The organism is Bradyrhizobium sp. I1.14.4 (assembly GCF_050435825.1).
Lineage (GTDB): Bacteria > Pseudomonadota > Alphaproteobacteria > Rhizobiales > Xanthobacteraceae > Bradyrhizobium.
Window position 1 is genome coordinate 41,171 of sequence record NZ_JBNDLA010000025.1, and the last position, 25,024, is coordinate 66,194.

The window sequence follows — 25,024 nt, forward strand, 5'->3', positions numbered from 1 at the left end:
CGTCAGGCCTGTTCAGCAACCTTCAACGCTTCGGTGCGGATCTCCTCGACCAGCCGTTCCTTCAGGGCGACGAATTCAGGCGTGGTCTTGATCTTGTAGGAGCGGGGATGCGGCAGGTCGACCGCGATCTCCGCCTTGATGCGGCCGGGACGCGCGCTCATGACGATGACGCGGCTGCCGAGGAAGATCGCCTCCTCGATATCGTGGGTGACGAACAGCACCGTCTTCTGATCGCGCTCCCAGATCCCGAGCAGCATCTCCTGCATCAAGGCTCGCGTCTGGTTGTCGAGCGCGCCGAACGGCTCGTCGAGCAGCAGGATCTTCGGATCATTGGCGAGCGCGCGGGCGATCGCCGTGCGCTGCTGCATGCCGCCCGACAGCTGCTTGGGCCAATGATTTTCGAAGCCCGATAGCCCGACCCGTCGGATGAAGGCGTCGGCGATGTCATTGCGCTCTCCTTGCGCAACACCGCGCTCGCGCAGGCCGAAGGCGATGTTCTCCCGTACGGTCAGCCACGGAAACAGCGTGTAGGACTGAAACACCATGCCGCGGTCGGCGCCGGGGCCGGTGACCTCGCGCCCATCGAGCGTGACCCATCCACTGGTCGGCCGGTCGAGCCCGGCGATGATCCGGAGCAAGGTGGATTTCCCACAGCCGGAGGGGCCGAGAATGGTGACGAAATCATTGTCGCCGATATCGAGCGTGGTCGGCTCGAGCGCTCTCGTCGGCGCGTTGCCCGCGCGGGCGGGAAAGGTTCGCGAGACCTGGTCGATCCTGAGCGCGGTCATGCGAACTTCCACGGGAATAGCCAGGCGTTGAACGCCTTGAACAGGAAATCGGAGATCAGGCCGATCAGCCCGATGACGATGATGCCGAAGATGATCTGGCCGGTGTTGAGCAGCGCCTGGCTGTCGGTGATCATGTGCCCGATGCCGGATGACGAGCCGATCAATTCGGCCACGATGACGTAGGTCCAGGCCCAGCCCAGCACCAGCCTGAGGATCTCGGCGATCTCGGGGGCCGCGGAGGGCAGTAGGACGCGGCGGATGACGCCGCTGTCGCCGGCGCCGAGCGTGTAGGCGGCCTCGACCAAATCGCGCCGCGTGGCGCCGACGGTCACGGCCACCATCAGGATGATCTGAAACACCGCGCCGATGAAGATCACGAGCAGCTTTTGCAATTCGCCGATGCCCGCCCACAGGATCAACAGCGGGATGAAGGCGGACGCCGGCAGATAGCGCGCAAAGGACACGAAGGGTTCGAGAAACGCCTCGACCGGCTTGTAGGCCCCCATCAGCACGCCCAGCGGCACCGCGATCACGGCGGCAAGGGCAAAGCCGCCGATGACGCGCCAGATCGTCATTCCGATGTCGAACAGGAAGCCCTGCTTGGCGAGCAGCTCGTAGCCTTCCTGCACCATGGTCAGCGGGTTGGCGAGGAATGTCTTCGACACATGACCGCCGAACGTCGCCCAGGACCAGAGGGCGACGAACAGCACGAAGAAGGCGAGGCCATAGGCCACGCGCTGCTTCGATGTTGTGGGCTCGAGGGGACGCATCAATTTATCCGGGCGTATCTCATGCGCCGGTCCCGCTCGCTTTGCCGCGAGGCAGGGCCGGCCGAAATGATGGCTGCATTACTTGATGAAGCCGGCGTCGTAGAGGTCCTCGACCTTCGGTGCGGCCTTGATGATGCCGACCTCGAGCAGGAGTTCCGCGGCGTCCTTGTTGAAGGTGAGGAAGTCGCCGGCGAAGAACTTCTGGTTGGCGGCCTTGTCCTGCCAGCGCAGATACTTTGCCGAGTTGCCGAACTGCTCGCCGCTCTGCTTCACGTCCGCGCCCATGATCTCGTAGGCCTTGGCCTGATCCTTGGCGATCATGTCGAGCGCCTCAAAATAGCTGTTGGCCAGCGCCTGGGCCGCCTTCGGATTGTCGGTCAGGAATTTCGGCGTGCAGCCGAACGTATCCATCACGATCGGATAGTCGAGCGTGGTGGCGATGATCTTGCCCTTGTCAGGGGCTGCGCGCACCGTCGACAAATAGGGCTCGTAGGTCATCGCAGCATCATTCTGGCCGGAGACGAAAGCCTGCGCCGCGGCGGCGGGCTCCAGATTCACCACCGTGACGTCCTTCACCGAGAGGCCGTTCTTTTTCAGCATCCAGGCCAGCGCGAAATAGGGCGAGGTGCCGGGCGCCGATGCCGCGACGGTCTTGCCCTTGAGGTCCTTGATCGCGGCGACGTCGTTGCGCACGGCCATGCCGTCGGCGCCATAGCTCTTGTCGAGCTGGAAGATCTGCTTGGTCGCGACGCCGTTGGCATTCCAGGATATCCAGGTCTCCACCGTCGTCGCCGCACACTGGATGTCGCCCGAAGCGATCGCGAGATGCCGGTCCTTCTGCGGGATTTTCTTCAAGGTCACGTCGAGGCCGTTCTTCTTGAAGATGCCGGCTTCCTTGGCGAGCGTCAGCGGCGCGAAGCCGGTCCAGCCGGAAATGCCGACGCCGACCTTGACGTCATCCGCGAATGCGGCGGTGGACGCGAGCAGAGCTGCGATTGCGGGCAATAGCTTGAAGGAACGCATTGTCGACCCCTTGAACGATGGATTGAACCCGGTGATTTCTTCACGTCAGTCGCGGCGGATTGCCGCATGATGCAAGTCGGTGGATGGTGGCGCATGATGCATTGCATGAAATATGCCGCGCAAGGCGTCCTCAGCCTCCCTGGAAGCGAGCCACCAAGCGGTGCGTTTCGCCTGGATAGTGCAGCCGCACCGCCGTCACCGTGCGCGCACTGCGCCAGGTGTAGCGGTCGATGACGAGGCAGGGCGCACCGACCGCGATGTCGAGCGCCTTTGCCGTGCGGTCGTCGGCAACCACTGCGCTGATCGTATGCTCAGCCTCCGTCCACGGCACATGGTGCAGCAGCCACGACCCCGGCGGTTCGCGCGCGAAGTCCGCGTTTGCGGCTTCCGGAACCGTGGAGAGATCGATCAGCCGGTCCTCGACGGCGAACGGCACATCGTCGGCGCTGTGCCGGCAGGCGATCGCAATCACCTTGCCGGCCGTGCTCACGCCGAGCCGGGCGCGATCGGCGGCGGTGGCGGCACGCCGCCGGCAATCGATGAGCTGATAGCCGTAGCTACGGCCGAGCGCGGTGATCTCGGCCCTGATGTCGGCGATCTTGAGCACCGCCGACAGATGTTGCGGACGGCGCACGAATGTGCCGGCACGCCGGCGCCGCTCGATCAGGTCGGCCTGCGCCAGTTCCGACAGCGCCTTGTTGACCGTCATGCGCGAGCAGCGATAGCGCGCCATCAACTGGTGCTCGAACGGGATACGATGGCCCGGTGGCCATTCGCCGGTCAGGATCCGGGTCTCGATATCGAGCCGGATGCGCTTGTAGAGCGTCGGCTTGCCGGCCGCAGCAGGGCGGACCCGATCGGAGGCGAGGCTCATGCGACGAGCCTCCGGATGCTGGCATTGAACCGCTCGCGCGCCTTGTCGCGCAATCTGTGCCGCCCACTTGCGACCACCTTGTCGCCGCCGGCCCAGACGCAATCGATCGCGTCGCCTCCGGCCGCAAACAGCCAGCCGTCGAGGACCGCATCGCCCGACCGTCCCGCCAGGGACGGATGCGCAGTATCGAGCGTGACGATGTCGGCCAGCGCACCGGGCGCCAGCCCAACTTGGGTTTGTGCCAGAGCCCGCGCGCCGCCGGCGAACGCGTGATCGAACAGGGCGCGGCCGGTGGAGGCGCCCGGACGTCCCGAAAGCACGTTGCGCTCGCGGTGCTTCAGCCGCTGGCCGTATTCGAGTTGACGAAGTTCGTCCGCGACCCCGACCAGCACATTGGAATCTGTCCCGATGCCGAACCGGCCGCCCGCGGCAAGGAACTCGCGCGCAGAAAAGATGCCGTCACCGAGGCTTGCTTCAGTGACGGGGCAGAGGCCGGCAACAGCGCCGCTGCGGGCGAGCGCATCGACCTCCTGTTCCGTCATGTGAGTCGCGTGAATCAGGCACCAGCGCTGATCGATCGGGGCGTTTTCGAGCAGCCACTCCACCGGCCGCCGCCTCGACCAGGCCATGCAATCCTCCACCTCGCGCGCCTGTTCGGCGGCGTGAATGTGGATTGGATCCGCGCCGGCAAGCGGAATGAGCGCCGCGAGCTCATCCGGCGCCACGGCGCGCAGGCTGTGCGGGGCGATGCCGATATTGGCGCTGGACAATTTTCGGATCGCCTCGCGCGAGGCTGCCATCAAGGCGGCGAACTGATCGACCGAGCAGATGAAGCGGCGTTGCCCGGCATGCGGTGCTGCGCCGCCGAAAGTGCCATGTGCATAAAAGCTCGGCAGCAGCGTGAGCCCGATGCCGGAGGCGTCAGACGCCTCCGCAATGCGCACGGCCATCTCGGCCGGATTGGCGTAAGGCGAGCCGTCCCGATCATGATGGAGATAGTGGAACTCGCCGACGCGGGTAAAGCCCCGCTCGAGCATCTCGACATAGAGCAGGGTCGCGACGGCCGCGACGTCGTCCGGTGTCATCGTCAGCGCGAAGCGATACATCGTCTCGCGCCAGGTCCAGAACGTGTCGGTCGTGTCGCCGCGCAATTCGGCAAGGCCGGCCATGCCGCGCTGAAACGCGTGGCTGTGCAAGCTCGCCAATCCGGGAACCGCCAGTTGGTGACGTTCGTCGCCGGCGGCCGGCGCAATGCCCGATATCACCGAGGCGATCGTGCCGTCGGTGACCACGACCTGCACATCATTGGCCCAGCCCGAAGGCGTAAGCGCGAATGCGAAATGCAGTCGTGTCATTTTTCCACGTCGGCTGGACAGAACCCGGACACGATTATATGTCTAGACATATAAGTCAAGCATCCCACCTTGAGGGACGATCGCATGGCAGAGCGCTTCGACCTTATCTGGCACAACGCCCGGCTCGCCACGATGCGCGCCGATCTCGGCGAGATCGAGCGAGGCCTAATCGCGGCGCGCGCCGGTCGCATCGTCTACGCAGGCGCACAGTCGGACTTTCCTGTGGATGCGGATGCCGTTGAACGGATCGATTGCGGCGGCCGCTGGATCACGCCGGGACTGGTCGATTGCCACACCCATCTGGTCTTTGGCGGCAATCGCGCGCACGAGTTCGAGCTTCGCCTGAAGGGCGCGAGCTACGAGGAGATCGCGCGCGCGGGCGGCGGCATCGTCTCGACCGTTGCGGCTACGCGCAGTGCGACCGAGGCCGAGCTTGTCGCCGGCGCGCTGCCGCGGCTCGACGCGCTGATCGGCGAGGGGGCAACCACCGTCGAGATCAAGTCCGGCTATGGCCTCAGTGCCGAGACCGAGATGCGGCAGCTGGCGGCGGCACGCAGCCTCGGCCGCTTGCGGCAGGTTGCGATCCGCACGTCTTTTCTCGGTGCGCACGCGCTGCCGCCTGAAGCCAACGGCGACAAGGACCGTTACATCGATCTGGTTTGCAGCGAGATGCTGCCGGCGGTGGCCAAGGCCGGCCTTGCCGATGCCGTCGACGCCTTTATGGAGGGCATCGCATTTTCCGGAGAGCAGACAGCGCAAGTGTTCAAGGCGGCAGGTGCGTTGGGGCTCCCCGTGAAGCTGCATGCGGATCAACTGTCGAATCTCGGCGGCGCGGCACTCGCCGCAAAATTCTCCGCGCTGTCAGCCGATCATTTGGAGCACACCGATGAAGCCGGCGCCGCCGCGATGGCGAGGGCGGGGACAACAGCGGTGCTGCTGCCCGGCGCGTTCTATTTCATTCGTGAAACGCAGAAGCCGCCGGTCGAGCTGTTCCGCACCCACGGTGTCAACATGGCGCTGGCGACCGACTGCAATCCCGGCAGCTCGCCGCTGACCTCTCTCTTGCTTGCCATGAACATGGGCGCAACGTTGTTCCGGATGACGGTCGCCGAATGCCTCGCTGGCGTGACACGGGAAGGGGCGCGCGCGCTCGGCATGCTCGCCGAGACCGGCACGCTCGAAGCCGGCAAATGGTGCGATCTGGCGATCTGGGACATCGAGCGCCCCGCCGAACTGGTCTACCGCATCGGTTTCAACCCGCTGCACCGCCGCGTGTGGAGAGGGCAATGAGCGCTCCTGATGCGCCGGTCGTCGTGACGCCTGGGACCGTCGGTCTGGATGTTCTGGCGCGCGTGCTCGCGGGCGCGCCCATCGTGCTCGATCCATCGTTCTGGCCGCGCGTCGAGGCGGCCGCGGCGATCGTGGCGAAGGCTGCGCGTATCGACGTTCCCGTCTATGGCATCAATACCGGATTCGGTAAGCTGGCATCGACGCGCATCGCGGCCGACCAGACCGCGCTGCTTCAGCGCAACCTGATCCTGTCGCATTGCTGTGGGGTCGGGCCGGCCACGCCCGAACCGGTCGTGCGGCTGATGATGGCGTTGAAAGTGATCTCGCTCGGGCGCGGCGCATCCGGCGTGCGCCGCGATGTCATCGAGCAGTTGCAGGGCATGCTGGCTCGCGGCGTTTATCCGCTGGTACCGCAGCAGGGCTCGGTTGGCGCCTCCGGCGATCTCGCGCCGCTCGCCCATATGACCGCGGTGATGATCGGCGAAGGGCAGGCGATCCTTGATGGCATGGTCGTGCCTGGCCATGAAGCGCTTGCGGCCGCCGGTCTCGCGCCGTTGACGCTCGGTCCCAAGGAGGGGCTTGCGCTGATCAACGGTACGCAGTTTTCGACCGCTTACGCGATTTCCGGCCTGCTTCGCGCGCATCGCCTGGCTTGTGCCGCCTTGGTCACCGGTGCGCTGTCGGTCGATGCCGCGATGGCCTCGACGGTGCCGTTTCGTCCGGAAATTCAATCCTTGCGCGGCCATGAGGGGCAGATCGCGGCGGCCGCTGTCCTGACCGCGCTGCTGGACGGGAGCGACATCAGGCAATCGCACCTCGATGGCGACGAGCGCGTGCAGGACCCTTATTGCCTGCGCTGCCAGCCGCAGGTCGCGGGCGCCGTGCTCGACCTGCTCGTACAAGCCGCCCGTGGATTGACGATTGAGGCCAATGCTGTGACGGATAACCCGCTGGTCCTGGTCGAGACCGGCGAGATTGTGTCGGGCGGCAATTTTCACGCTGAACCGGTGGCGTTTGCCGCCGACCAGATCGCGTTGGCGCTGTCGGAGATCGGCGCCACCAGCGAGCGCCGGATCGCGACCCTCGTCGATCCCGCCCTGAACTTCGGCCTGCCGCCGTTCCTGACGCCCGAGCCCGGCATCAATTCCGGGTTCATGATCGCCGAGGTGACGGCGGCGGCGCTCTATGCCGAGAACAAGCAGCGTGCGATGCCGTGCTCGATCGACTCCACGCCGACCAGCGCCAATCAGGAAGATCACGTCTCGATGGCTGCGCATGCTGCGCGCCGGCTGTCCGACATGGCCGACAATCTCGCGGCTATCCTTGGCATTGAGCTTTTGGTCGCGGCGCAAGGCATCACGCTGCGCGCACCGCATGCGACCAGCGCGCCGCTCGCTGCGGTGATCGCCGCGTTGCGTGAGCATGTTCCGGCGCTCGCCGCGGACCGTTACATGGCCGATGATCTCGCGCGGGCCGCGAGGCTGATCGAAGCCAGCGCGTTGCCCGCGGCTGTGGTCGCGGTCCTTCCGACCGATCCGTTTCCAAAACTTGCTTAGCCGACAGGGACATCCGTCATGAACCGCCGACTGGACAACGAACGTATCATCCGCGCTCCCCGCGGCACCGACATCAGCGCGAAGAGCTGGCTGACGGAAGCGCCGCTGCGGATGCTGATGAACAATCTCGATCCGGACGTCGCCGAGCGTCCGAGCGAGCTCGTGGTCTATGGCGGTATCGGGCGTGCGGCGCGCGACTGGGAGAGTTTTGACCGGATTGCAGCCTCCTTGCGCAAGCTCGAGGCCGATCAGACGCTGCTGGTGCAATCCGGCAAGCCGGTCGGGATTTTCCGCACGCATGCGGATGCGCCGCGCGTGCTGATCGCGAATTCGAACCTGGTGCCGCATTGGGCGACGCTCGATCATTTCAACGAACTCGACCGGCAGGGCCTGATGATGTTCGGCCAGATGACGGCAGGGTCGTGGATTTATATCGGCAGCCAGGGGATCGTGCAGGGGACTTACGAGACATTTGTCGAGGTCGGCCGACGTCACTATGGCGGCAGTCTCGCAGGCAAATGGATCCTCACGGCGGGCCTCGGCGGCATGGGTGGTGCCCAGCCGCTGGCCGCGACCATGGCCGGCGCCTCGATGCTCGCAGTCGAGTGCCAGCCGAGCCGCATCGAGATGCGGCTGCGTACGGGCTATCTCGATCGCCAGGCGACGACGCTCGACGAAGCGCTCGCAATCATTGCTGATGCGGCCAAGACCCAAAAGCCGGTTTCGGTCGGTCTGCTCGGCAATGCGGCCGAGATATTTCCCGAGCTGGTGCGCCGCGGCGTGCGCCCGGACATCGTCACCGACCAGACCAGCGCGCACGATCCGATCAACGGTTACCTGCCAAAGGGATGGACGCTCGCCGAGTGGGAAGCCAGGCGCGCGGCTGACCCGAAGGCGGTCGAGACCGCAGCCAAGACCTCGATGGTCGATCACGTCCAAGCCATGCTGGATTTCCACGCGCGGGGAATCCCGACGCTGGATTACGGCAACAACATCCGCCAGATGGCCAAGGACATGGGCCTGAAGCAGGCGTTCGATTTTCCGGGCTTTGTTCCGGCCTATATCCGTCCGCTGTTTTGCCGCGGCGTCGGACCGTTCCGCTGGGCGGCGCTATCGGGAGATCCCGAAGACATCTTCAAGACCGATGCCAAGGTCAAGGAGCTGATGCCCAACGATAGCCACCTGCACAATTGGCTCGACATGGCAAAGGCGCGCATCAAGTTTCAGGGGCTGCCGGCGCGGATTTGCTGGGTCGGCCTCGGCGACCGCCATCGCCTTGGCCTTGCGTTCAACGAGATGGTTGCGCGCGGCGAGCTGAAGGCGCCGATCGTGATCGGCCGCGACCATCTGGACAGCGGGTCGGTGGCGAGCCCGAACCGCGAGACCGAGGCGATGCGCGATGGCTCCGATGCGGTGTCCGATTGGCCGTTGCTCAACGCACTGCTCAACTGTGCGAGCGGCGCCACGTGGGTGTCGCTGCACCATGGTGGCGGCGTCGGCATCGGCTATTCACAGCACGCCGGCATGGTCATCGTGGCGGATGGGACGCCGGAGGCGGCGCGCCGGCTCGAACGCGTGCTGTGGAACGACCCGGCGACAGGCGTCATGCGCCATGCCGACGCCGGTTACGAGACGGCGATCGAATGCGCCGACGCCAACGGGCTCGATCTGCCGAGCCTGCGCTGACCGGAGTCGATGGATCGGGAGTCACTCGCCGTTCAGCGCATCTCCTGATCGGGTTTCGCAGGTTAGCGAGCAATCCTTGTGTGGCTCTCAACCTTCCGGTTGATGTAGGCGAGGTGACCGGCCAGACATGCCTTGATACGGGAAATCGGTGGTGTAGCTACCGGAGATAGCTGGTCCGTGGAGCGCCGCTCCTGTGATCCGTCGCTGGTGACACATTAATAATCTGCCTGCTTTCGCGTCAGCTTCGCTGACAGGATGAGCGGTCGGGGTCCTTGTTTCGTGGCAGACGACATGCAATCTTCCGCAGCCGGCAATGCTGTTCGAGAGCAACAACAACAATAATCCCTCTCGTCCCTCCAATTCTGTCGAGGGCCTGATCATGTCGAACCTTACCCAAACGACGTCCGCTCCGTGGCGGATAGGAGTGCTGTTCTCGCGCACCGGCTTCATGTCGGTCATCGAGGAGACCCAGTATCAAGGTACGCAACTCGCGATCGAAGAGGTGAACGAAGCGGGCGGCGTCTGCGGCCGCGAACTGGTTCCCGTTGCCTATGACCCCGGCTCGGATTCGGCAGCCTATGGGCATTACGCCAAGCGGCTGATGGTTGAGGACCAGGTCAGCACCATCTTCGGCTGCTACACTTCGTCGAGCCGCAAGGCCGTGCTGCCGGTGGTCGAACGGCTGAACGGCCTGCTTTGGTACCCGACGCTTTACGAGGGGTTCGAGGCATCGCCGAACGTTATCTACACCGGCGCCTCGCCGAACCAGAACAGCCTCGCGCTGTGCCGCTATTTGATGGATACGTTCGGAACTCGGTTCTACTTCGTGGGGTCGGATTACATCTATCCGCGCGAGTCCAACCGGGTGATGCGGGAACTGCTTAGGAGCAATGGCGGCTCAGTCGTGGGCGAACGTTATGTCAACGTCTATGCGCGCTGGCAGGACTTCGTGCCGATCATCCAGGACATCAAGCGTGTCAGGCCCGACGTGATCTTCTCGACCGTGGTCGGGGAGGGCACCGTGTTCCTCTATCAGGCCTATGCGAATGTCGGGCTCGATCCAAAGCAGATGCCGATCGCCAGCCTGACCACGACAGAAGCCGAAATAGCCGCCATGGGCTTCGACGTCGGCGAAGGACATGTGACGGCGGCATCGTATTTTCAGGGCGTCGAGGGCAGCGCCAACAACGCGTTTGTGCAGCGCTTCAAGAAGCGATTCGGCGCCGATATCTCGACCAACATGTGCGCCGAGGCATCCTATTTCCAGCTGCATCTGTTTGCGAAGGCGCTCGAACAGGTCAATTCGCTCGACACCGAAGTGCTCCGCTCCATGGTGTTCGGCACCAGCTTCGATGCACCGCAAGGTGCCGTCACCGTCAATCCGATGTCCGGTCATACCGATCTGTGGACGCGCATCGGGCGCGCCAACCGTCAGGGACAGTTCGATGTCGTCAGCCAGTCGAAGGAGCCGGTGCATGCGGATCCGTTCCTGATCGGATACGGTCGTGCAACGCAAACAGGAAGCGTCCAATGAACGAGATGTCGCGTAAGCCGTCGCTGAGCCGAGACGTCGGCGGACGCAAGACCATGGTTCAGGAACTTGCCGATCTGTCGGCCGTGGTGGTCGCGCCGGTCGACGACCAGGTCGGCATGCTGTTACGCGAATTGCAGCGATTCAGGATGCGGGTGCGGCAGGTCTGGCCGATGCCGGAGAGCGTGCCGGCCGATGCCGACGTGGTGTATTGCGAATATTCTCCGGATCTGGCGCGGCGCCTGCCCTGGATTCCCGGCGACGCGCGTTCGGCGCTCGTCGTGATCCTGCCGGCGACGGAAACCGTTCACGCCGACGCGCTGTGTCATGCGACGCCCAACGCCGTTCTGCCGCGGCCATTCACGCAGAATGCCGTGTTGTCCAGCCTTGTGCTGGCGCGCAGCCAGTTCGGCTACGAACGGCGGCTGCGCAGCAAGATCGAGAAGCTTGACGACAATCTGCGCTCGATGCGCACGGTGGAACGTGCCAAGGCCATTCTGATGGCGACGCGACAAATGCCGGAAACCGAAGCCTATGGCTTCATCAGGCGACAGGCGATGGATCGTCGCGTGTCGGCAAGTGCAGTCGCCGCGGCGATTGTTGACTCGTTCGAACTGCTTGGCTACGATCATCAACAGTAAGCCCCAATAGCGGGGCCGGCGGCGACAGCGCCGCCTTCGACACAACCGGCAACAAAGCCCTCCCAATGCTCGCGTCAGCGCGCATCGGGAGGGCTTTTTGTTTTTTCAGTCCTGAAGGGAGCTAAGGATGAGCATTTCACGGCGGACTTTGCTGAGGAATACCGCTGCGCTTGGCGCGTTTGCCGGCGCCGGACTGCCGCACATCTGGATCAAGAACGCCGACCTCGCTTACGCCGCCGGCGGCGAGATCAAAGTCGGCGTGCTGTTCTCGCTGACGGGAACGACCGCGATCATCGAGGAATCGCTCAACAAGGCGACGCTGCTCGCGATCGAGGAAATCAACGCCGCCGGTGGCATCAAGGGCAGCAAGATCGTGCCGATCGTCGAGGATCCTGCGTCCGATCCGGCGACGTTCTCGGAGAAGGCGCGCAAGCTCGTCGTCGGCGACAAATGCGTGAGCGTGTTCGGCTCCTACACGTCGGCGAGCCGCAAGGCGGTGCTTCCGGTCTTCGAGCGGCAGAACAACCTCTATTGGTATCCGACGCTCTATGAAGGCCGCGAGTGCTCGAAGAACGTCATCTACACCGGCGCGGTGCCTAACCAGCAGCAGGACGAGTTCGTGCCCTGGCTGGTCAAGAAATTCGGCAAGAAGTTCTATCTGATCGGCTCCAACTACATCTATCCGAAGGAAGAGAACAACTATTGCAAGAAGCTGCTTGAGAAACTCGGCGGCGAGGTCGTGGCGGAAGAATATGTGCCGCTCGGCCATTCCGAATTCTCTTCCGTCATCAACAAGATCCGCTCGAGCCAGCCGAACGTGATCTTCTCCACCGTGGTCGGCGATTCCGTGGTCGCGCTGCACCGCCAGTATCGCGCTGCCGGCCTCGATCCCGAGAAGATGCCGATGGCCAGCCTGACGACGTCCGAGAACGAAGTCGCGGCGATGGGCGGAGAGGCGGCCGCCGGTCACTTCACCTCGGCGCCGTACTTCATGGTGCACAAGTCGCCGGAGAACGAGAAGTTCGTCGAGGCCTACAAGAAGCGCTGGGGCGCCGACAAGGTCACGCATTTCGTGTCGGAGGCCTGTTACTTCCAGACCTATTTGTTCAAGCAGGCGGTCGAGAAGCTCGCGACCAGCGACCTCACGCCGCCGAACATCCGCGACGCGGTCAAGGGCGAGGGAATGATTGCGCCGCAGGGCAAGGTCCAGATCGAGCCTGAGAACCTGCACACCTGGCTATGGCCCAAGATTGCCCAGGCGAAGTCAAACGGCCAGTTCGAGATTCTCGTCGAGGCCAAGGAATGGCTGAAGCCGGTGCCTTACGCGGCCTATCCCGGACAGTCCTGCACCGAGAAGGGCCTGGTCGAGAAGAGCTGACGACGGGGGCTGACGAGGGCCGTCGGCGTGCGGCGCCGGCGGCCAGCTTCCGCCAACGAATGCCGTCTCTCGCACAAAGGCGTGCGAGAGACAGGGCGCACCAAACGAACACGGAAAAGCGGATCCCGACGTGGACCAATTCATCGAACAAATTGTCACGGGCCTCAGCATCGGGTCGATTCTGCTGCTGGTCGCGCTGGGACTGTCGATCATCTACGGCTCGATGGGCATCATCAATCTCGCGCATGGCGAGTTCGTGATGCTCGGCGCTTACGCCGCCTGGGTGTTCCACACCTATCTCGGGCTCGGCCTGCTGGCGAGCCTCGTTCCAATCTTCCTTGTGGTTGCCACGTTCGGCTGGGTCATCGAACGCTACGTTTTGAGCCTGCTCAACAACCGGCCGCTGGATACGATACTTGCGACCTGGGGCGTCGGCATCATGCTGCAGCAGGCGGTGCGGCTGATGGTGGGCAGCGAATTGCGCTACGTGCAATTGCCGCCGGCATTGTCCGACAGCATGGACCTGTTCGGCATCTCGGTCTCATCGTATCGGGTGTTCCTCTTCGTCGTGTCGATCGCGCTGTTCGGTGCGACATGGCTGCTGATGAACCGCACGACGGTGGGGATGAAGTTGCGCGCCATCATCCAGGACCGTTCGGTCGCCGCATCGTTCGGCATCAACGCCAAGCGGGTCTATGCGCTGACCTTCGCATACGGCGCGGGACTTGCGGGACTTGCCGGCGCGCTGGTGTCGCCGCTCAAGAGCGTGTCGCCCGATATGGGCACCGGCTATGTGGTCGATGCCTTCATGGTGGTCGTGCTGGGGGGCGTGCAGAGCCTCGCCGGGACCGTGGCGAGCGCCTTCATCCTCGGCGAGCTCTCCGGTGGCATCGCCTTCCTGCAGAACGACACGGTAGCCAAGGCGATCGTGCTGCTCGCCATCGTCGTCCTCATCCGTTTCCGCCCCGAGGGGCTTTTCACCGCACGCGTGCGGGCCTGAGACAGATCGCTCATTCATGCCGTCGCATGTAGCTACCTCCAGCGGATTGCAGCGCCTCATGGCGCAGCTTGCGCCGTTGCTCATCGTCTCCGCGCTGGTGTTCGCGCTCCCGGTGCTGCTCAACAATGACTTCCTGCTCAACAAAGTCGCGCGTTATCTGGTGCTCGGCATCCTGACAATATCGCTCGGCCTGTCCTGGGGTTTCGGCGGCATCCTGAATCTCGGCCAGGCGATGAGTTTCGGGCTCGGCTCCTATGCCATGGCGATGGCGCTGAAGCTCAAGACCGTGCCGGTGCATACGGGAGCCAGCGGGCTGCCGGACTTCATGGTCTGGAACAACGTCCAGCATCTGCCGTGGTTCTGGGAGCCGTTCCGGTCGCTGTCGTTCGCCATCGCAGCGGGCCTGCTCGTGCCGGCGCTGGTTGCGGCGGCGCTCGGCTGGTTCATGTTCCGCGGACGCGTGACCGGTGTCTACGTCTCGATCATCACGCTCGCCACCATGGTGGTGATCAATCTCGTGATCATCGACCAGCAGAGCTACACCGGCGGCTTCAACGGCATCACCGATCTAGCCCAGCTCGAGATCTTCGGGGTCGCTTTCGACGCCTATGGCCGTGCAACCTACTACCTCGTCGCCGGCTGCGTGTTGCTCAGCCTGCTGGTTGCCTTTGCCTTCACAAGGACCAGGGCCGGCCTGATCGTGCAGGCGATCCGCGACCATGAGAGCAGGGTGCGCTACTTCGGCTACGACGTCGCGCTCTACCAGATCTTCGTGTTCGCGCTGTCGGCCGCGATCGCGGGTCTTGCCGGCATGCTCTACACGGTGGTGATGGAGTTTGCCTCGCCGACCTTCCTTGGCGTGCAGATTTCGCTTTCCGTGGTGGTGTGGTGCGCTGTCGGCGGCCGGCAGAGCCTGGTCGGCGCGTTCCTCGGCGCGGTGCTGGTGGCGGGGATGCAGGGCGCGCTGTCGGAATCTGCGGCGTTCCTCGAGACCTGGACGCTGGTGATGGGCGCGCTGTTCGTGCTTGTGGTTCTGTTCCTGCCGAAGGGGCTCGCCGGCCTCGCGCAACTCGTCTTGCGCTGGATCGTGCAGCGCCGCCAGGCCGCCGGCCGCGGCGTTGCGCAAGGCGTCGGCCAGACGGAGGGCAGCACATGAACTCCCATCTCGATCTCCGTGACGTCTCGGTCAGCTTCAACGGCTTCAAGGCGCTCAATGGCCTCAACATGAGCGTGCGCAAGGGCGAGCTACGCTGCCTGATCGGGCCGAACGGTGCGGGCAAAACCACGGCGCTGGACATCATCTGCGGCAAGGTCAGGCCGAGCACCGGCACCGTCAGCTTCGATGGGACGGCGCTGCAGGATCTTGAGGAATACGAGATCGCCCGCGCCGGTGTCGGCCGCAAGTTCCAGGTGCCGAGCGTCTTCCGGGAGCTCGCGGTCTCCGAGAATCTTGAAGTGGCACGGGCCCGCCGCACCTCCGTGCTCGGCAATCTTCGCTGGAGCATCGGCAACTCCGGGCGTGAGCATGTCGAACGTCTTGCCGAACTGGTCGGGCTCACCGAGCAGCTCGACCGGCCGGCCGCCTATCTGTCCCACGGCCAGACCCAGTGGCTCGAGATCGGCATGCTGGTCGCCCAGGACGCCGAGCTGATCCTGATGGACGAACCGACCGCGGGCATGACGGCGCAGGAGACCCGCAAGACCGCCGAACTGTTCGCACGGCTGAAGGGCAAGCACACGCTGATCGTGGTCGAGCACGACATGGGATTCGTCAAGGCGATCGGCGACATCATCTCGGTGATGCATATGGGCCAGATGCTCGCCGAAGGCAGTGCGGCGGAAGTCGAGGCGCATCCCGAAGTGCGCCGTGCCTATCTGGGATCGGGAGGCATCAGCCATGCTTGAGCTGACCGACATCGACGCTTTCTATGGCAACAGCCGCGCCCTGCAGAGCATCAACCTGATCGTTGGCAACGGCGAATTCCTGTCGGTGCTCGGCCGCAACGGCGTCGGCAAGACCACGCTGATGCGAAGCATCCTCGGCCTGATGGACCGGGTCACCGGGCGCTTGTCGCTCGACGGCGCCGACATTTCGCCATTGCGGACCTATCAGCGCGCCAAGGCCGGCATCGCCTATGTGCCGCAAGGCCGCGGAATCCTGCCACGCTTCACCGTGCGGGAGAATCTGACGCTGGGAACTTTCGCCGCGAAATCGGCCAACGGCATCGAGGAGTGGGTGCTTGAGCTGTTTCCCGTGCTCAAGGATTTTCTCAATCGCTACGGCGGCAATCTCTCCGGCGGCCAGCAGCAGCAACTTGCGATCGCGCGTGCGCTGCTTGCCCAGCCCAAGGTCATGCTGCTGGACGAGCCGACCGAGGGCATCCAGCCAAACATCGTCGAGCAGATCGAGGACGTGATCGTCAGGCTCAATCGCGAGCGCGGGATCACGGTCGTGCTGGTCGAACAGAATGTCGCGTTCGCGCGGCGCGCCTCTCACCGCTTCGCGTTGCTCGAAAAGGGACGCGTCGTTGCCAAGGGCGCGATCGGTGAGCTCACCGATGATCTCATCCAGCTGCACATGGCGGTGTAGCGGGAACTATGGTTCAAGAAAGGGAGTCGAGACATGTTGCATGGAGACATATCGAGCAGCAAGGACACGGTCGGCGTCGCCGTGGTCAACTACAAGATGCCGCGTCTGCACACCAAGGCGCAGGTGCTGGATAACGCGCACAACATCGCCAAGATGGTCGAGGGCATGAAGCTCGGCCTGCCCGGCATGGATCTCGTGATCTTCCCGGAATACTCGACCCACGGCATCATGTACGATTCCAAGGAGATGTACGAGACGGCATCGTCGGTGCCGGGCGAGGAAACCCGCATCTTCGCCGACGCATGCCGCAAGTCGAAGGTCTGGGGCGTGTTCTCGCTGACCGGCGAGCGCCATGAGGAGCACCCCAACAAAGCACCGTACAACACCCTGATCCTGATGAACGACAAGGGCGAGATCGTCCAGAAGTATCGCAAGATCATGCCGTGGGTGCCGATCGAAGGCTGGTATCCGGGCGACTGCACCTACGTCTCGGACGGGCCGAAGGGACTGAAGATCAGCCTGATCATCTGCGACGATGGCAATTATCCGGAGATCTGGCGTGACTGCGCCATGCGCGGCGCCGAACTGATCGTCCGCTGCCAGGGCTACATGTATCCGGCCAAGGAGCAGCAGATCCAGATCTCGAAGTCGATGGCCTGGGCCAACAACTGCTACGTCGCGGTCGCCAACGCCGCGGGCTTCGATGGCGTCTATTCCTACTTCGGCCATTCCGCGATCATCGGCTTCGACGGAAGGACACTCGGCGAGTGCGGTACCGAGGAGAACGGCATCCAGTACGCGCAGCTCTCGGTGTCGCTGATCCGCGACGCCCGCCGCAACATGCAGTCGCAGAACCATCTCTTCAAGCTGATGCACCGCGGCTATACCGGCCTCATCAACTCCGGAGACGGCGACCGCGGCCACGCGGTGTGCCCCTACACCTTCTACAAGAACTGGATCACGGACCCCGAGGGCACGCGGGAAATGGTTGAAGCCATGACCCGTCCGACCGTCGGAACCGACGAATGCCCCATCGAGGGCATTCCGAATCAGAAAGTCGCGCATCGCTGAGCGACATCGACGATCGGCGCCGGCGCGAGGTTTCGCGCCGGCGCGGTTCGATGCAGCGGCGGGCGCTGCCTCGCGGAGGAAACAGAGGGGACATCATGAGCGGTCAATCGAATAGCGGGCTAGTTCATCAGACCGAGGAGCAGATCGACGAGCTCCTCGGCCATGAATTCGAGCACGAGCCGGTGCCGATGAGCGCCCGGCGCAGCGCCTTCTCGGTCACGATGGTGTGGCTCGGCTTTCCGATGATCATCACCGGCGCCATGACCGGATCGCTGCTGGTGCTCGGCATGGGTTTCAAGAACGCACTGGTGGCGATGATCGTCGGCAATTTGATCATGTTCGTCTATGTCGGCGCGCTCGGCCTGATCGGCACCAGGCGCGGCATGAACTTCGCGCTGATCGCGAGCATTGTATTCGGAAGGAAGGGTTACGTGCTGGCGTCGGGCCTGCTGTCGACCTTGCTGCTCGGCTGGTATGCGGTGCAGACCGGCATCACGGGCGCATTGATCTCCTCGACCTACGGCCTCAACTACGTGGCGATGACCGTCGTCGCTGGCGTGCTCTATATCGGGATTACCTTCGTCGGCGTGAAGGGATTGCATTGGATCGGTTTGGCCTCGGTGCCGCTGTTTGTCGTGCTCGGCCTCTGGGTCGCGGCTGATGCGGCCTCGACCACGACCGCGGCAGCGATCTTCGGTTATGCCGGCAATAATGGCGTAGCCAGCATGTCGATGGGCGTCGGTCTCACGGTGGTGCTTGCACTGTTCATCGACGCCGGCACCGTAACTGCGGATTTCAATCGCTGGGCGCCGAGTGCACGGGCGTCGTTGTTCGCCACGTTCAGCGCGTTTCCCTTCGCCAATCTGGTCGCGATGCTGGTTGGCGGCGTGATGACGGCTGCGCTCGCCGTGCCGAACGCCAATCCATTCGGTGTCGACAACATGTTCGGCTACATGAACGGCAAGCAGCTCACGTGGCTCAGCATCCTCGCCTTTATCTTCCTCTATACCAATCTCGGCTCGGTCTGCTCGCACTGCCTGTACAATGCGGCAACCGGCTGGTCGCGCATTCTCGGCACCAATATGCGGCTGATGGCGGTGGTGCTCGGCGCCATCGGTATCGTTGTCGCCGCGGGCAATGTCTGGGCGTTCTTCATCCAGTGGCTGTCGCTGCTCGGCATCCTCGTACCGCCGATCGGCGCGATCATTCTGGTCGATCAGTATCTGCTTCGTGCCGATGCGCGAGCCGACGTGGACTGGCGGGCAAAACCGTTCCTTGCCTGGGGCATCGGGTCGCTTTGCGCCTTTGCGGTTGAAAATCTGATGCCGGGGCTGTCCACTGCGATTTCCGCTGCGCTGGTCGCCGGCATCGTGTACGGGGCGATCGTGCGGGTGGAGTCGTCGACCGAAAAGGTGGCGCGTCCCGCGTAAGCAACGAGCTCAATCAAGCAAGAAGGATACACCGATGAGCGTCGACTATCAGATCCATGATCTCGGCAATTTGACCTTGCAGAGCGGCGCAACCATTCGCGACTGCAAGCTCGCCTACAAGACGTTTGGCCAGCTCAACGCGGCCAAGGACAACGTGATCGTCTATCCGACCTGGTACTCCGGGCAGCACTACGACAATGAATGGCTGATCGGGCCGGGCATGGCGCTCGATCCCGCGAGATACTTCATCATCATTCCCAATATGTTGGGCAATGGCCTGTCGTCGTCGCCGAGCAACACGCCGGAGCCGTACAACGGACCCCGCTTTCCGCAAGTAACGGCCTATGACAACGTGCGGGCGCAACACCGGCTGGTTACCGAGAAATTCGGTATCAAGCACATCCGCCTGGTAACCGGCTGGTCGATGGGCGCGTTGCAGACCTTCCATTGGGGCGCGCTCTATCCGGACATGATGGCTCTGCTGGCGCCGTTCTGCGGCTCGGCCAAATGCTCGCGCCACAACTACGTGTTCCTCGAGGGCGTGAAGGCAGCACTGACGGCGGATGCCGCATGGAAGGAGGGCTGGTACACCGACAAGCCTGCCCGCGGCCTGCGCGCCGCCGCCCGTGTCTATGCCGGCTGGGGCTTTTCGCAGGCCTTCTATCGCCAGCAGCTCGACATCAAGACGATGGGCTATTCGTCGCTGGAGGATTTCCTGGTGGCGTTCTGGGAGGGCTTCTTCCTGCCGAAGGATCCAAACAACCTGCTCACCATGCTGTGGACCTGGCAGAACGGCGACGTCAGCGCCAACGAGATCTACAACGGCGACCTCAAGGCTGCGCTTAGAGCGATCAAGGCCAAGGCCTATGTTATGCCGGGGCAGACCGATCTTTACTTTCCGCCTGAAGATAGCGAGTTCGAGGTGGCGCACATGCCGAACGCCAAGTTCGTGCCGGTGCCGTCGATCTGGGGCCACTTCGCAGGCGGGCCGGGGACCAACCCGGTCGATGTCGCCTTCATCGATAGCAAGCTCAAGGAACTGCTCGCATCGTGATTTCGACCGGTTGCAAACGGCTGGCTGCGCGATCATGGGAGGCGTGAGCTTGTCCAATAACGCTTTGCTGCTTGACCAGTACCGCCTCCGGCAGGAGCCGTATTACCGGCCGCTGAAGGATGAGGTCGAACTGTTCGGTGCAGCCTATGCGAGCCGCATGCCGGTGATGCTGAAAGGCCCCACCGGCTGCGGCAAGACCCGCTTCATTGAATATATGGCCTGGCGGCTCGGCCGTCCGCTCATCACGGTGGCCTGTCACGAAGACATGACGGCGGCGGATCTGGTGGGACGATGGCTGCTCGATGCAGAAGGCACGGTGTGGAGTGACGGGCCGCTCACGACGGCAGTGCGTCTTGGCGCGATCTGCTACCTCGACGAGGTCGTCGAAGCGCGCCAGGACACGACGGTCGTGATCCATCCCTTGACCGACGACCGTCGTGTGCTGCCGCTGGAAAAGCGTGGCGAGTTGATCCACGCCCATTCCGACTTCCAGCTCGTGATTTCCTACAATCCGGGCTACCAGAGCGCCATCAAGGACCTCAAGGAATCCACCAAGCAGCGCTTCGCGGCGCTGGATTTCGGATACCCTGACCGGTCGGCCGAAACCGAGGTGGTATCGCGCGAGGCTGGCATCGAACTGAACCTCGCCGATCTCCTGGTGAAGATCGCGCAACACAGCCGCAACCTGAAGGGCCAGGGGCTCGACGAAGGTGCGTCGACCCGGATGCTGGTCAATGCCGGCCGCTTGATCGGATGCGGCATCAGCCTCGAGAAGGCGTGCGAGACCACGATCGTCGTTCCCTTGACCGACGACGCGGACACCAGGAACACGTTGCGTGACGTGATTTCGGCCTGTGCGTGAATGGAAGCTCGGAGGTGGCGGTCGCGCAAATCAGTTCGCTCGATAGCTTCCGATCCGGGCGCCGGCTTGCGGCATTGTTGCGCGGCCACGATGACATAGGCTCGGCCGTGCAGGCGGCGCGGGCCGCATTGCACCGGGTAGGTCCGTCCGATCACCTCGCGGTCTGGGATGAGGTTGTGCATGGTCTGTTCGAGGCCAACCTCGGCCAGGCCGTGGTTTTGGGCTTTCTGCAGCTATCGGTGCAATGGCCGACGCAGCGATCGATCGACGATCTGATCGTGATCGGACGCGCCGCCGGGGATATCGGCCGCAATGCCGGAAGCCGCATTGCCCATGCGTTGCTGACCGAAATGTCCAAAGTGCTGCCGCGGCTTGCGGGTGTTGGCGAACTCACCGCCGTTCTTGGCGCGCTTGGCCAACTCGCGGACACGGGGCCGGAATCGGTGGGCCTTGCGATCGGCCGGCTGGGGCCGCTGCTGGCGCATGCCGGAGGCGAGGATTTTTCCGCCTGGGTTTCCGCCGGCTTGCGCGCAAGCGGCGGCCGCGCTGTTCGACGGCGCGCTTATTTCGCGCTCGACGATCCGCTGTCGGCCCGGCTGTTCGCAGTCGGCCGGACTGGCGATGATTTTGCGCGGCTGGAGAAGCGCCTCGCTGCGACCACGATGGCCCTTTGGAAAAGAAAGCCTCGCTTTCGCAAGCTTGCCATCACGCCGACGCAGGTGCCGCGGCGTACCTCGCTCGCTGCCGGCTTCATCGGCCTCCCGGAGACCTTTCCCGGCTTCGAGGGTGAGACGGCCGATGCCGTCTATCTCGCGGCGGCCGCGCATGCTGGAGCCCATCAGGCGCATTCCACCGTCCGCTTTCCTGTGGGGCGGCTGAAGGCACTGCAGATCGCGCTGGTCGCGCTGATCGAGGATGCCAGGGTGGAGACGCTGGCGTGCCGCGAGATGCCCGGCCTGCGCCGGCTGTGGCTGCCGTTCCACACCGCGACGCCGCCCGGCCAGGCAACTGCGGCCGGGCTGATGATGCGGCTGGCGCGGGCGCTGATCGATCGGGACTATCGGGATCCAGACGCGTGGGTGACCAAGGGGCGGACACTGTTTGCCGATGCCGCCGGCCGCTGGACGGATCCCGCTATCAGCCGCGAGATCGGCGGACTGCTCGGCAACGACATCGGGCAGATGCGGCTGCAGTTCAACGCCAGGAGCTATGTCGTCGAACCGGCCTATCGCGACGATAATCTGGCACTATGGGATTTTGGTGTTCAACCGGACAGCCCGACCGAGACGATCGAACTTGCGGTGGATTCGGTGCGGATCGAACAACGCGACGATACGGGCGGACGTTCGACCGACGACAACGTAAAGCCGGACGAAACGCTGCGCGCGAAGGCCAGCGCGGTGACGTTGCTGGACGGATTTCCCGTCGCGACCTACCCGGAATGGGACTATGCCACGCGCACCGAGCGGGCGGACTGGACAACGATCCTGGAAGCCGAAGCCGCCGTTTCCGCGCAGCCCTTCGCTCCTTCGACGGACGCCGAGGCGATGCGCCGGATCACGGAGTTGACCCGCGATGCGTCAATCGGCCGCCGCGTCCGTCACAAAGGCCAGCGTGATGGCGACGCGCTCGACATTGACGCGGCGATCGCCCTGACGATCGAGCGGCGGGCCGGCGCTATCAGCGAGCCCAGGGTTTATCAGCGCGATACCCCGGGACCGCGCGATCTCGCTATTCTGCAACTGTTGGACCTGTCGCAATCGACGGCCGATCGTGACCGCCGTGGCCGGACGGTTCTCGATGTCGAGCGCAAGGCGGCCGCGATCATGGCGGCGGCGGTCGACGCCGCCAATGACGCAATCGCGGTGCATGGCTTCAGCTCCGACGGCCGCGAGCGCGTGCGCTATCTGCGCATCAAGGGCTTTGAGGAGCCGATGGACGCCGTCGTTCGTTCGCGTCTTGCCGGCCTTGGCAGCAGCCATTCCACCCGGCTTGGCGCGGCGTTGCGCCATGCCGGGGGCTACCTCGCAGGACGACGCGCGTTCCGGAAGGTGCTGCTGGTTCTGACCGATGGCGAGCCTTGCGATGTCGATGCGCCGGACCCGCAATATCTTGTGGAGGACGCGCGCCGTGCCGCGCAGCAGCTGCGGCGGCGTGGCATCGATATTTTCGCTTTTGGCATCGGTGAGGACAGCTTTCCCCAGCTCGATCGCATTTTCGGTGAACGCTACACGCTCCGCGTGCCGCGCATCGAGGTGTTGCCGCAACGGGTGATGCAGCTCTACGCGGAACTGAAGAAATAGTCGTAGAATCTAGCCGATTGCCCGGGGCAGGGAGCCCCTTGCCGTGATCTCGGCCGAGAGCTCCTCGATCGTCTTGCGCTGTTCCATGGCGGCCCGCCGGATCAGCGCAAAGGCGGCCGGCTCCGCCAGCGCACGCGTGTGCATGACCTGAAGGACGGCGGCGAGCACGACACGGCGCGATCGAAGACGCTGTTCGAGCTTGAGCACCTGCTGCTTCAGCTCGTTGGTGCGCCCGCTTCGTTCGAAGGCCAGGACGAGCGCGGCATAGATGCCGGCCGAGCGCAGCGGCTTGACCAGGAACGATGCCGGATCGAGGTCGAGCACCAGCTTGAGGCGGCTGGGCGTCTCGGTGCCGAGCAGAGCGATCACCGGGCTTCGTCCAAGCGACGCACGCTGCGCCGCTGAGGTGAGCGGCAGCAACTCGTCGTCGATCAGCGTCACATCCGGCCGGCAGTCGATATCGGCACTGCCATCCCATGTGACGATGTCGATCCCGAGACGCTCGAACTGGCGCCTGACGATGGTGGCGTCGCGCTCATCCTTGATGGCGACGAGTGCCTTGCGCCCCCGGAGCGAAAATGAAGACGGCTTGCTCATTTCACAACCCGCAAGTGTGGCGCATTCGGTAACGTCCGATCCCTTGCAGGACTGGCGGCGACGTCGAGCTGCGTTAGATAAGGATCCGGTCTAACCGGAGCTTCGGCTTCCCAGAAGATGTCAAACTGTCCTTCGGCGTTGGATACGGCCAGCCGCGGCGTCAGGACGCAGTGGTTGTTGCTGCCGTCGATCCAGACCGGACCCTGTGGCGAATTGTAGCGATGGCCGGCTGCGGCGCGTCGCACCTCACCGATATCGGACGTGCCGGCGCGCTGCAGCGCACGGGCCAGCAGGAAGACCGCGACATAGGCGGATTGCCCGTCCACGGACGGGCTGCTGTGTTCGCCGTAACGTGCCTTCCAGCGCGCGACGAAGGCCCGGTTCTCGGGCAGGCGAATGCTTTCGAAATAGGCGGACGAGGTGATGCATCCGGCCGACGCAGGCCCCACGATTTTGAGCTCCGGTTCGCACAGGCTGCAGCTTACCATCGGAATCGTGAGACCCGCAGCCGTGGTCGCGGCGTGGAAGGCACGAATGAAATCGTAGCTCGAGCTTCCGACCAGCGTATTGAAGACGACCGGCGGTCTGCGGCGGATGATCTCGTCGACGATGTGACCGACCGCGCTTTCGCCGAGCTCGAGCAATCGTTCGGCGAGAATCCGCCCGTGCGCAGCGGTCGCCAGCTCGCGGGTGACGCGATTGGTCTCCCAGGACCAGACATAGTTGGAGCCGACGCAGAAGATCTCGCGCGACAGGTTGTCTAGCACATAGCGCACGAGCGGCAGCACATTGTGGTTGGGCGAGGCGCCCACATAGATGACGTTGTCCGAGCATTCGAACCCTTCATAGCGGGCGGGATGCCAGAGCAGACGGTCGGTACGTTCGACGATCGGCAACACCTGCTTGCGCGATGCCGAGGTGTAGCAGCCGACGATATGCTCGACACCGACATTGCGAATGAGGTCGTCGCAGGCCGTGTGATACTCGGAAACGACTCCGCGCGGATCGCGGACATGCGCGGCGATCGAGAAGTCGAACTCGTCCTGATCGTTGATCTCGTCGACCGCCATCATGGTGCTCTTGAGGAGCTCACGGCCCATCGCCTGGTAGGGCCCGTGCTGCGAGCAGATGATGCCAACTGGAATCGACGGCTTTGTCATTGATAGCTTTCTGCGGCGCAACGCATGGAGGAAATCATCATCGCAGAGGTCGGGGCAAGAGATCA

Annotated in this window: 23 protein-coding genes; 15 read left to right on the top strand and 8 right to left on the bottom strand. The window is 63.9% G+C overall.

Annotated elements, in window-relative coordinates; genetic code table 11:
• Positions 1–2: 2 nt before the first annotated feature.
• The 5 genes from ABIB78_RS31795 to ABIB78_RS31815 all read right to left on the bottom strand — a co-directional run bounded on the left by ABIB78_RS31795 (position 3) and on the right by ABIB78_RS31815 (position 4,810).
• Positions 3–788, bottom strand: coding sequence for an ABC transporter ATP-binding protein (locus tag ABIB78_RS31795; RefSeq protein WP_429031874.1), 786 nt, complete (start codon positions 786–788; stop codon positions 3–5).
• The gene (locus ABIB78_RS31800) at positions 785–1,558 is read right to left on the bottom strand and encodes an ABC transporter permease (RefSeq protein WP_429031875.1); all 774 of its coding nucleotides are present in this window, start codon (positions 1,556–1,558) and stop codon (positions 785–787) included. Before ABIB78_RS31800 ends, ABIB78_RS31795 begins: the two co-directional genes overlap by 4 nt.
• Before the next feature lie 78 nt (positions 1,559–1,636).
• On the bottom strand, positions 1,637–2,581 hold the full coding sequence (locus ABIB78_RS31805) for an ABC transporter substrate-binding protein (protein WP_429031878.1): 945 nt from the start codon (positions 2,579–2,581) through the stop codon (positions 1,637–1,639).
• Between the two features lie 130 nt (positions 2,582–2,711).
• On the bottom strand, positions 2,712–3,455 hold the full coding sequence (gene hutC / locus ABIB78_RS31810) for a histidine utilization repressor (protein WP_429031881.1): 744 nt from the start codon (positions 3,453–3,455) through the stop codon (positions 2,712–2,714).
• Positions 3,452–4,810, bottom strand: a complete 1,359-nt coding sequence (locus ABIB78_RS31815) for a formimidoylglutamate deiminase (protein ID WP_429031882.1) — start codon at positions 4,808–4,810, stop codon at positions 3,452–3,454. The genes hutC and ABIB78_RS31815 overlap by 4 nt, the downstream gene beginning before the upstream one ends.
• Positions 4,811–4,894: 84 nt before the next feature.
• Here ABIB78_RS31815 and hutI point away from each other — a divergent pair, with 84 nt between their 5' ends.
• The 14 genes from hutI (at position 4,895) to ABIB78_RS31885 (ending at position 20,899) form a co-directional block, all read left to right on the top strand.
• The gene (hutI, locus tag ABIB78_RS31820; protein ID WP_429031884.1) at positions 4,895–6,100 is read left to right on the top strand and encodes an imidazolonepropionase; all 1,206 of its coding nucleotides are present in this window, start codon (positions 4,895–4,897) and stop codon (positions 6,098–6,100) included.
• Entirely contained in the window at positions 6,097–7,656 is a 1,560-nt protein-coding gene (gene hutH, locus ABIB78_RS31825) for a histidine ammonia-lyase (protein ID WP_429031886.1), read from the top strand. The genes hutI and hutH overlap by 4 nt, the downstream gene beginning before the upstream one ends.
• An 18-nt stretch (positions 7,657–7,674) precedes the next feature.
• The gene (gene hutU, locus ABIB78_RS31830) at positions 7,675–9,342 is read left to right on the top strand and encodes a urocanate hydratase (RefSeq protein ID WP_429031888.1); all 1,668 of its coding nucleotides are present in this window, start codon (positions 7,675–7,677) and stop codon (positions 9,340–9,342) included.
• A gap of 379 nt (positions 9,343–9,721) precedes the next feature.
• A complete protein-coding gene (locus tag ABIB78_RS31835) occupies positions 9,722–10,876 on the top strand; it encodes a transporter substrate-binding domain-containing protein (protein WP_429031890.1) in 1,155 nt (384 codons plus the stop codon).
• A complete protein-coding gene (locus tag ABIB78_RS31840) occupies positions 10,873–11,514 on the top strand; it encodes an ANTAR domain-containing response regulator (protein WP_016845707.1) in 642 nt (213 codons plus the stop codon). The genes ABIB78_RS31835 and ABIB78_RS31840 overlap by 4 nt, the downstream gene beginning before the upstream one ends.
• 127 nt (positions 11,515–11,641) lie before the next feature.
• Positions 11,642–12,892, top strand: a complete 1,251-nt coding sequence (locus ABIB78_RS31845) for a transporter substrate-binding domain-containing protein (protein WP_429031893.1) — start codon at positions 11,642–11,644, stop codon at positions 12,890–12,892.
• Between the two features lie 130 nt (positions 12,893–13,022).
• Positions 13,023–13,892, top strand: coding sequence for an urea ABC transporter permease subunit UrtB (gene urtB / locus ABIB78_RS31850; protein ID WP_429031894.1), 870 nt, complete (start codon positions 13,023–13,025; stop codon positions 13,890–13,892).
• A 58-nt stretch (positions 13,893–13,950) separates the two neighbouring features.
• Positions 13,951–15,048, top strand: coding sequence for an urea ABC transporter permease subunit UrtC (gene urtC, locus ABIB78_RS31855; RefSeq protein WP_429031895.1), 1,098 nt, complete (start codon positions 13,951–13,953; stop codon positions 15,046–15,048).
• Positions 15,045–15,797: an urea ABC transporter ATP-binding protein UrtD gene (gene urtD, locus ABIB78_RS31860; protein ID WP_429031898.1), complete on the top strand. Its 753-nt coding sequence runs from the start codon at positions 15,045–15,047 to the stop codon at positions 15,795–15,797. Before urtC ends, urtD begins: the two co-directional genes overlap by 4 nt.
• Positions 15,790–16,482: an urea ABC transporter ATP-binding subunit UrtE gene (gene urtE / locus ABIB78_RS31865; RefSeq protein WP_429031900.1), complete on the top strand. Its 693-nt coding sequence runs from the start codon at positions 15,790–15,792 to the stop codon at positions 16,480–16,482. Before urtD ends, urtE begins: the two co-directional genes overlap by 8 nt.
• 33 nt (positions 16,483–16,515) lie before the next feature.
• Positions 16,516–17,553, top strand: coding sequence for an aliphatic amidase (locus ABIB78_RS31870; RefSeq protein WP_429031902.1), 1,038 nt, complete (start codon positions 16,516–16,518; stop codon positions 17,551–17,553).
• Positions 17,554–17,648: 95 nt separating this feature from the next.
• The gene (locus tag ABIB78_RS31875; protein ID WP_429031903.1) at positions 17,649–18,983 is read left to right on the top strand and encodes a purine-cytosine permease family protein; all 1,335 of its coding nucleotides are present in this window, start codon (positions 17,649–17,651) and stop codon (positions 18,981–18,983) included.
• A gap of 34 nt (positions 18,984–19,017) precedes the next feature.
• Positions 19,018–20,037, top strand: coding sequence for an alpha/beta fold hydrolase (locus tag ABIB78_RS31880; RefSeq protein ID WP_429031906.1), 1,020 nt, complete (start codon positions 19,018–19,020; stop codon positions 20,035–20,037).
• Positions 20,038–20,071: 34 nt separating this feature from the next.
• Positions 20,072–20,899, top strand: coding sequence for a CbbQ/NirQ/NorQ/GpvN family protein (locus ABIB78_RS31885; RefSeq protein WP_429031909.1), 828 nt, complete (start codon positions 20,072–20,074; stop codon positions 20,897–20,899).
• 233 nt (positions 20,900–21,132) lie between these two features.
• Here ABIB78_RS31885 and ABIB78_RS31890 read toward each other — a convergent pair whose 3' ends face one another.
• Entirely contained in the window at positions 21,133–21,747 is a 615-nt protein-coding gene (locus tag ABIB78_RS31890) for a hypothetical protein (RefSeq protein WP_429031910.1), read from the bottom strand.
• A 99-nt stretch (positions 21,748–21,846) separates the two neighbouring features.
• On the opposite strand from ABIB78_RS31890, the gene ABIB78_RS31895 reads away from it, so the two are divergent.
• On the top strand, positions 21,847–23,202 hold the full coding sequence (locus ABIB78_RS31895; RefSeq protein ID WP_429031912.1) for a nitric oxide reductase activation protein NorD: 1,356 nt from the start codon (positions 21,847–21,849) through the stop codon (positions 23,200–23,202).
• 9 nt (positions 23,203–23,211) lie between these two features.
• Here ABIB78_RS31895 and ABIB78_RS31900 read toward each other — a convergent pair whose 3' ends face one another.
• Together ABIB78_RS31900 and ABIB78_RS31905 are read right to left on the bottom strand one after the other, a co-directional pair.
• Complete coding sequence (locus ABIB78_RS31900; protein WP_429031914.1) at positions 23,212–23,799, bottom strand: ANTAR domain-containing response regulator; 588 nt, start codon at positions 23,797–23,799, stop codon at positions 23,212–23,214.
• The gene (locus tag ABIB78_RS31905; RefSeq protein ID WP_429031917.1) at positions 23,796–24,959 is read right to left on the bottom strand and encodes a transporter substrate-binding domain-containing protein; all 1,164 of its coding nucleotides are present in this window, start codon (positions 24,957–24,959) and stop codon (positions 23,796–23,798) included. Before ABIB78_RS31905 ends, ABIB78_RS31900 begins: the two co-directional genes overlap by 4 nt.
• Positions 24,960–25,024: the final 65 nt, after the last annotated feature.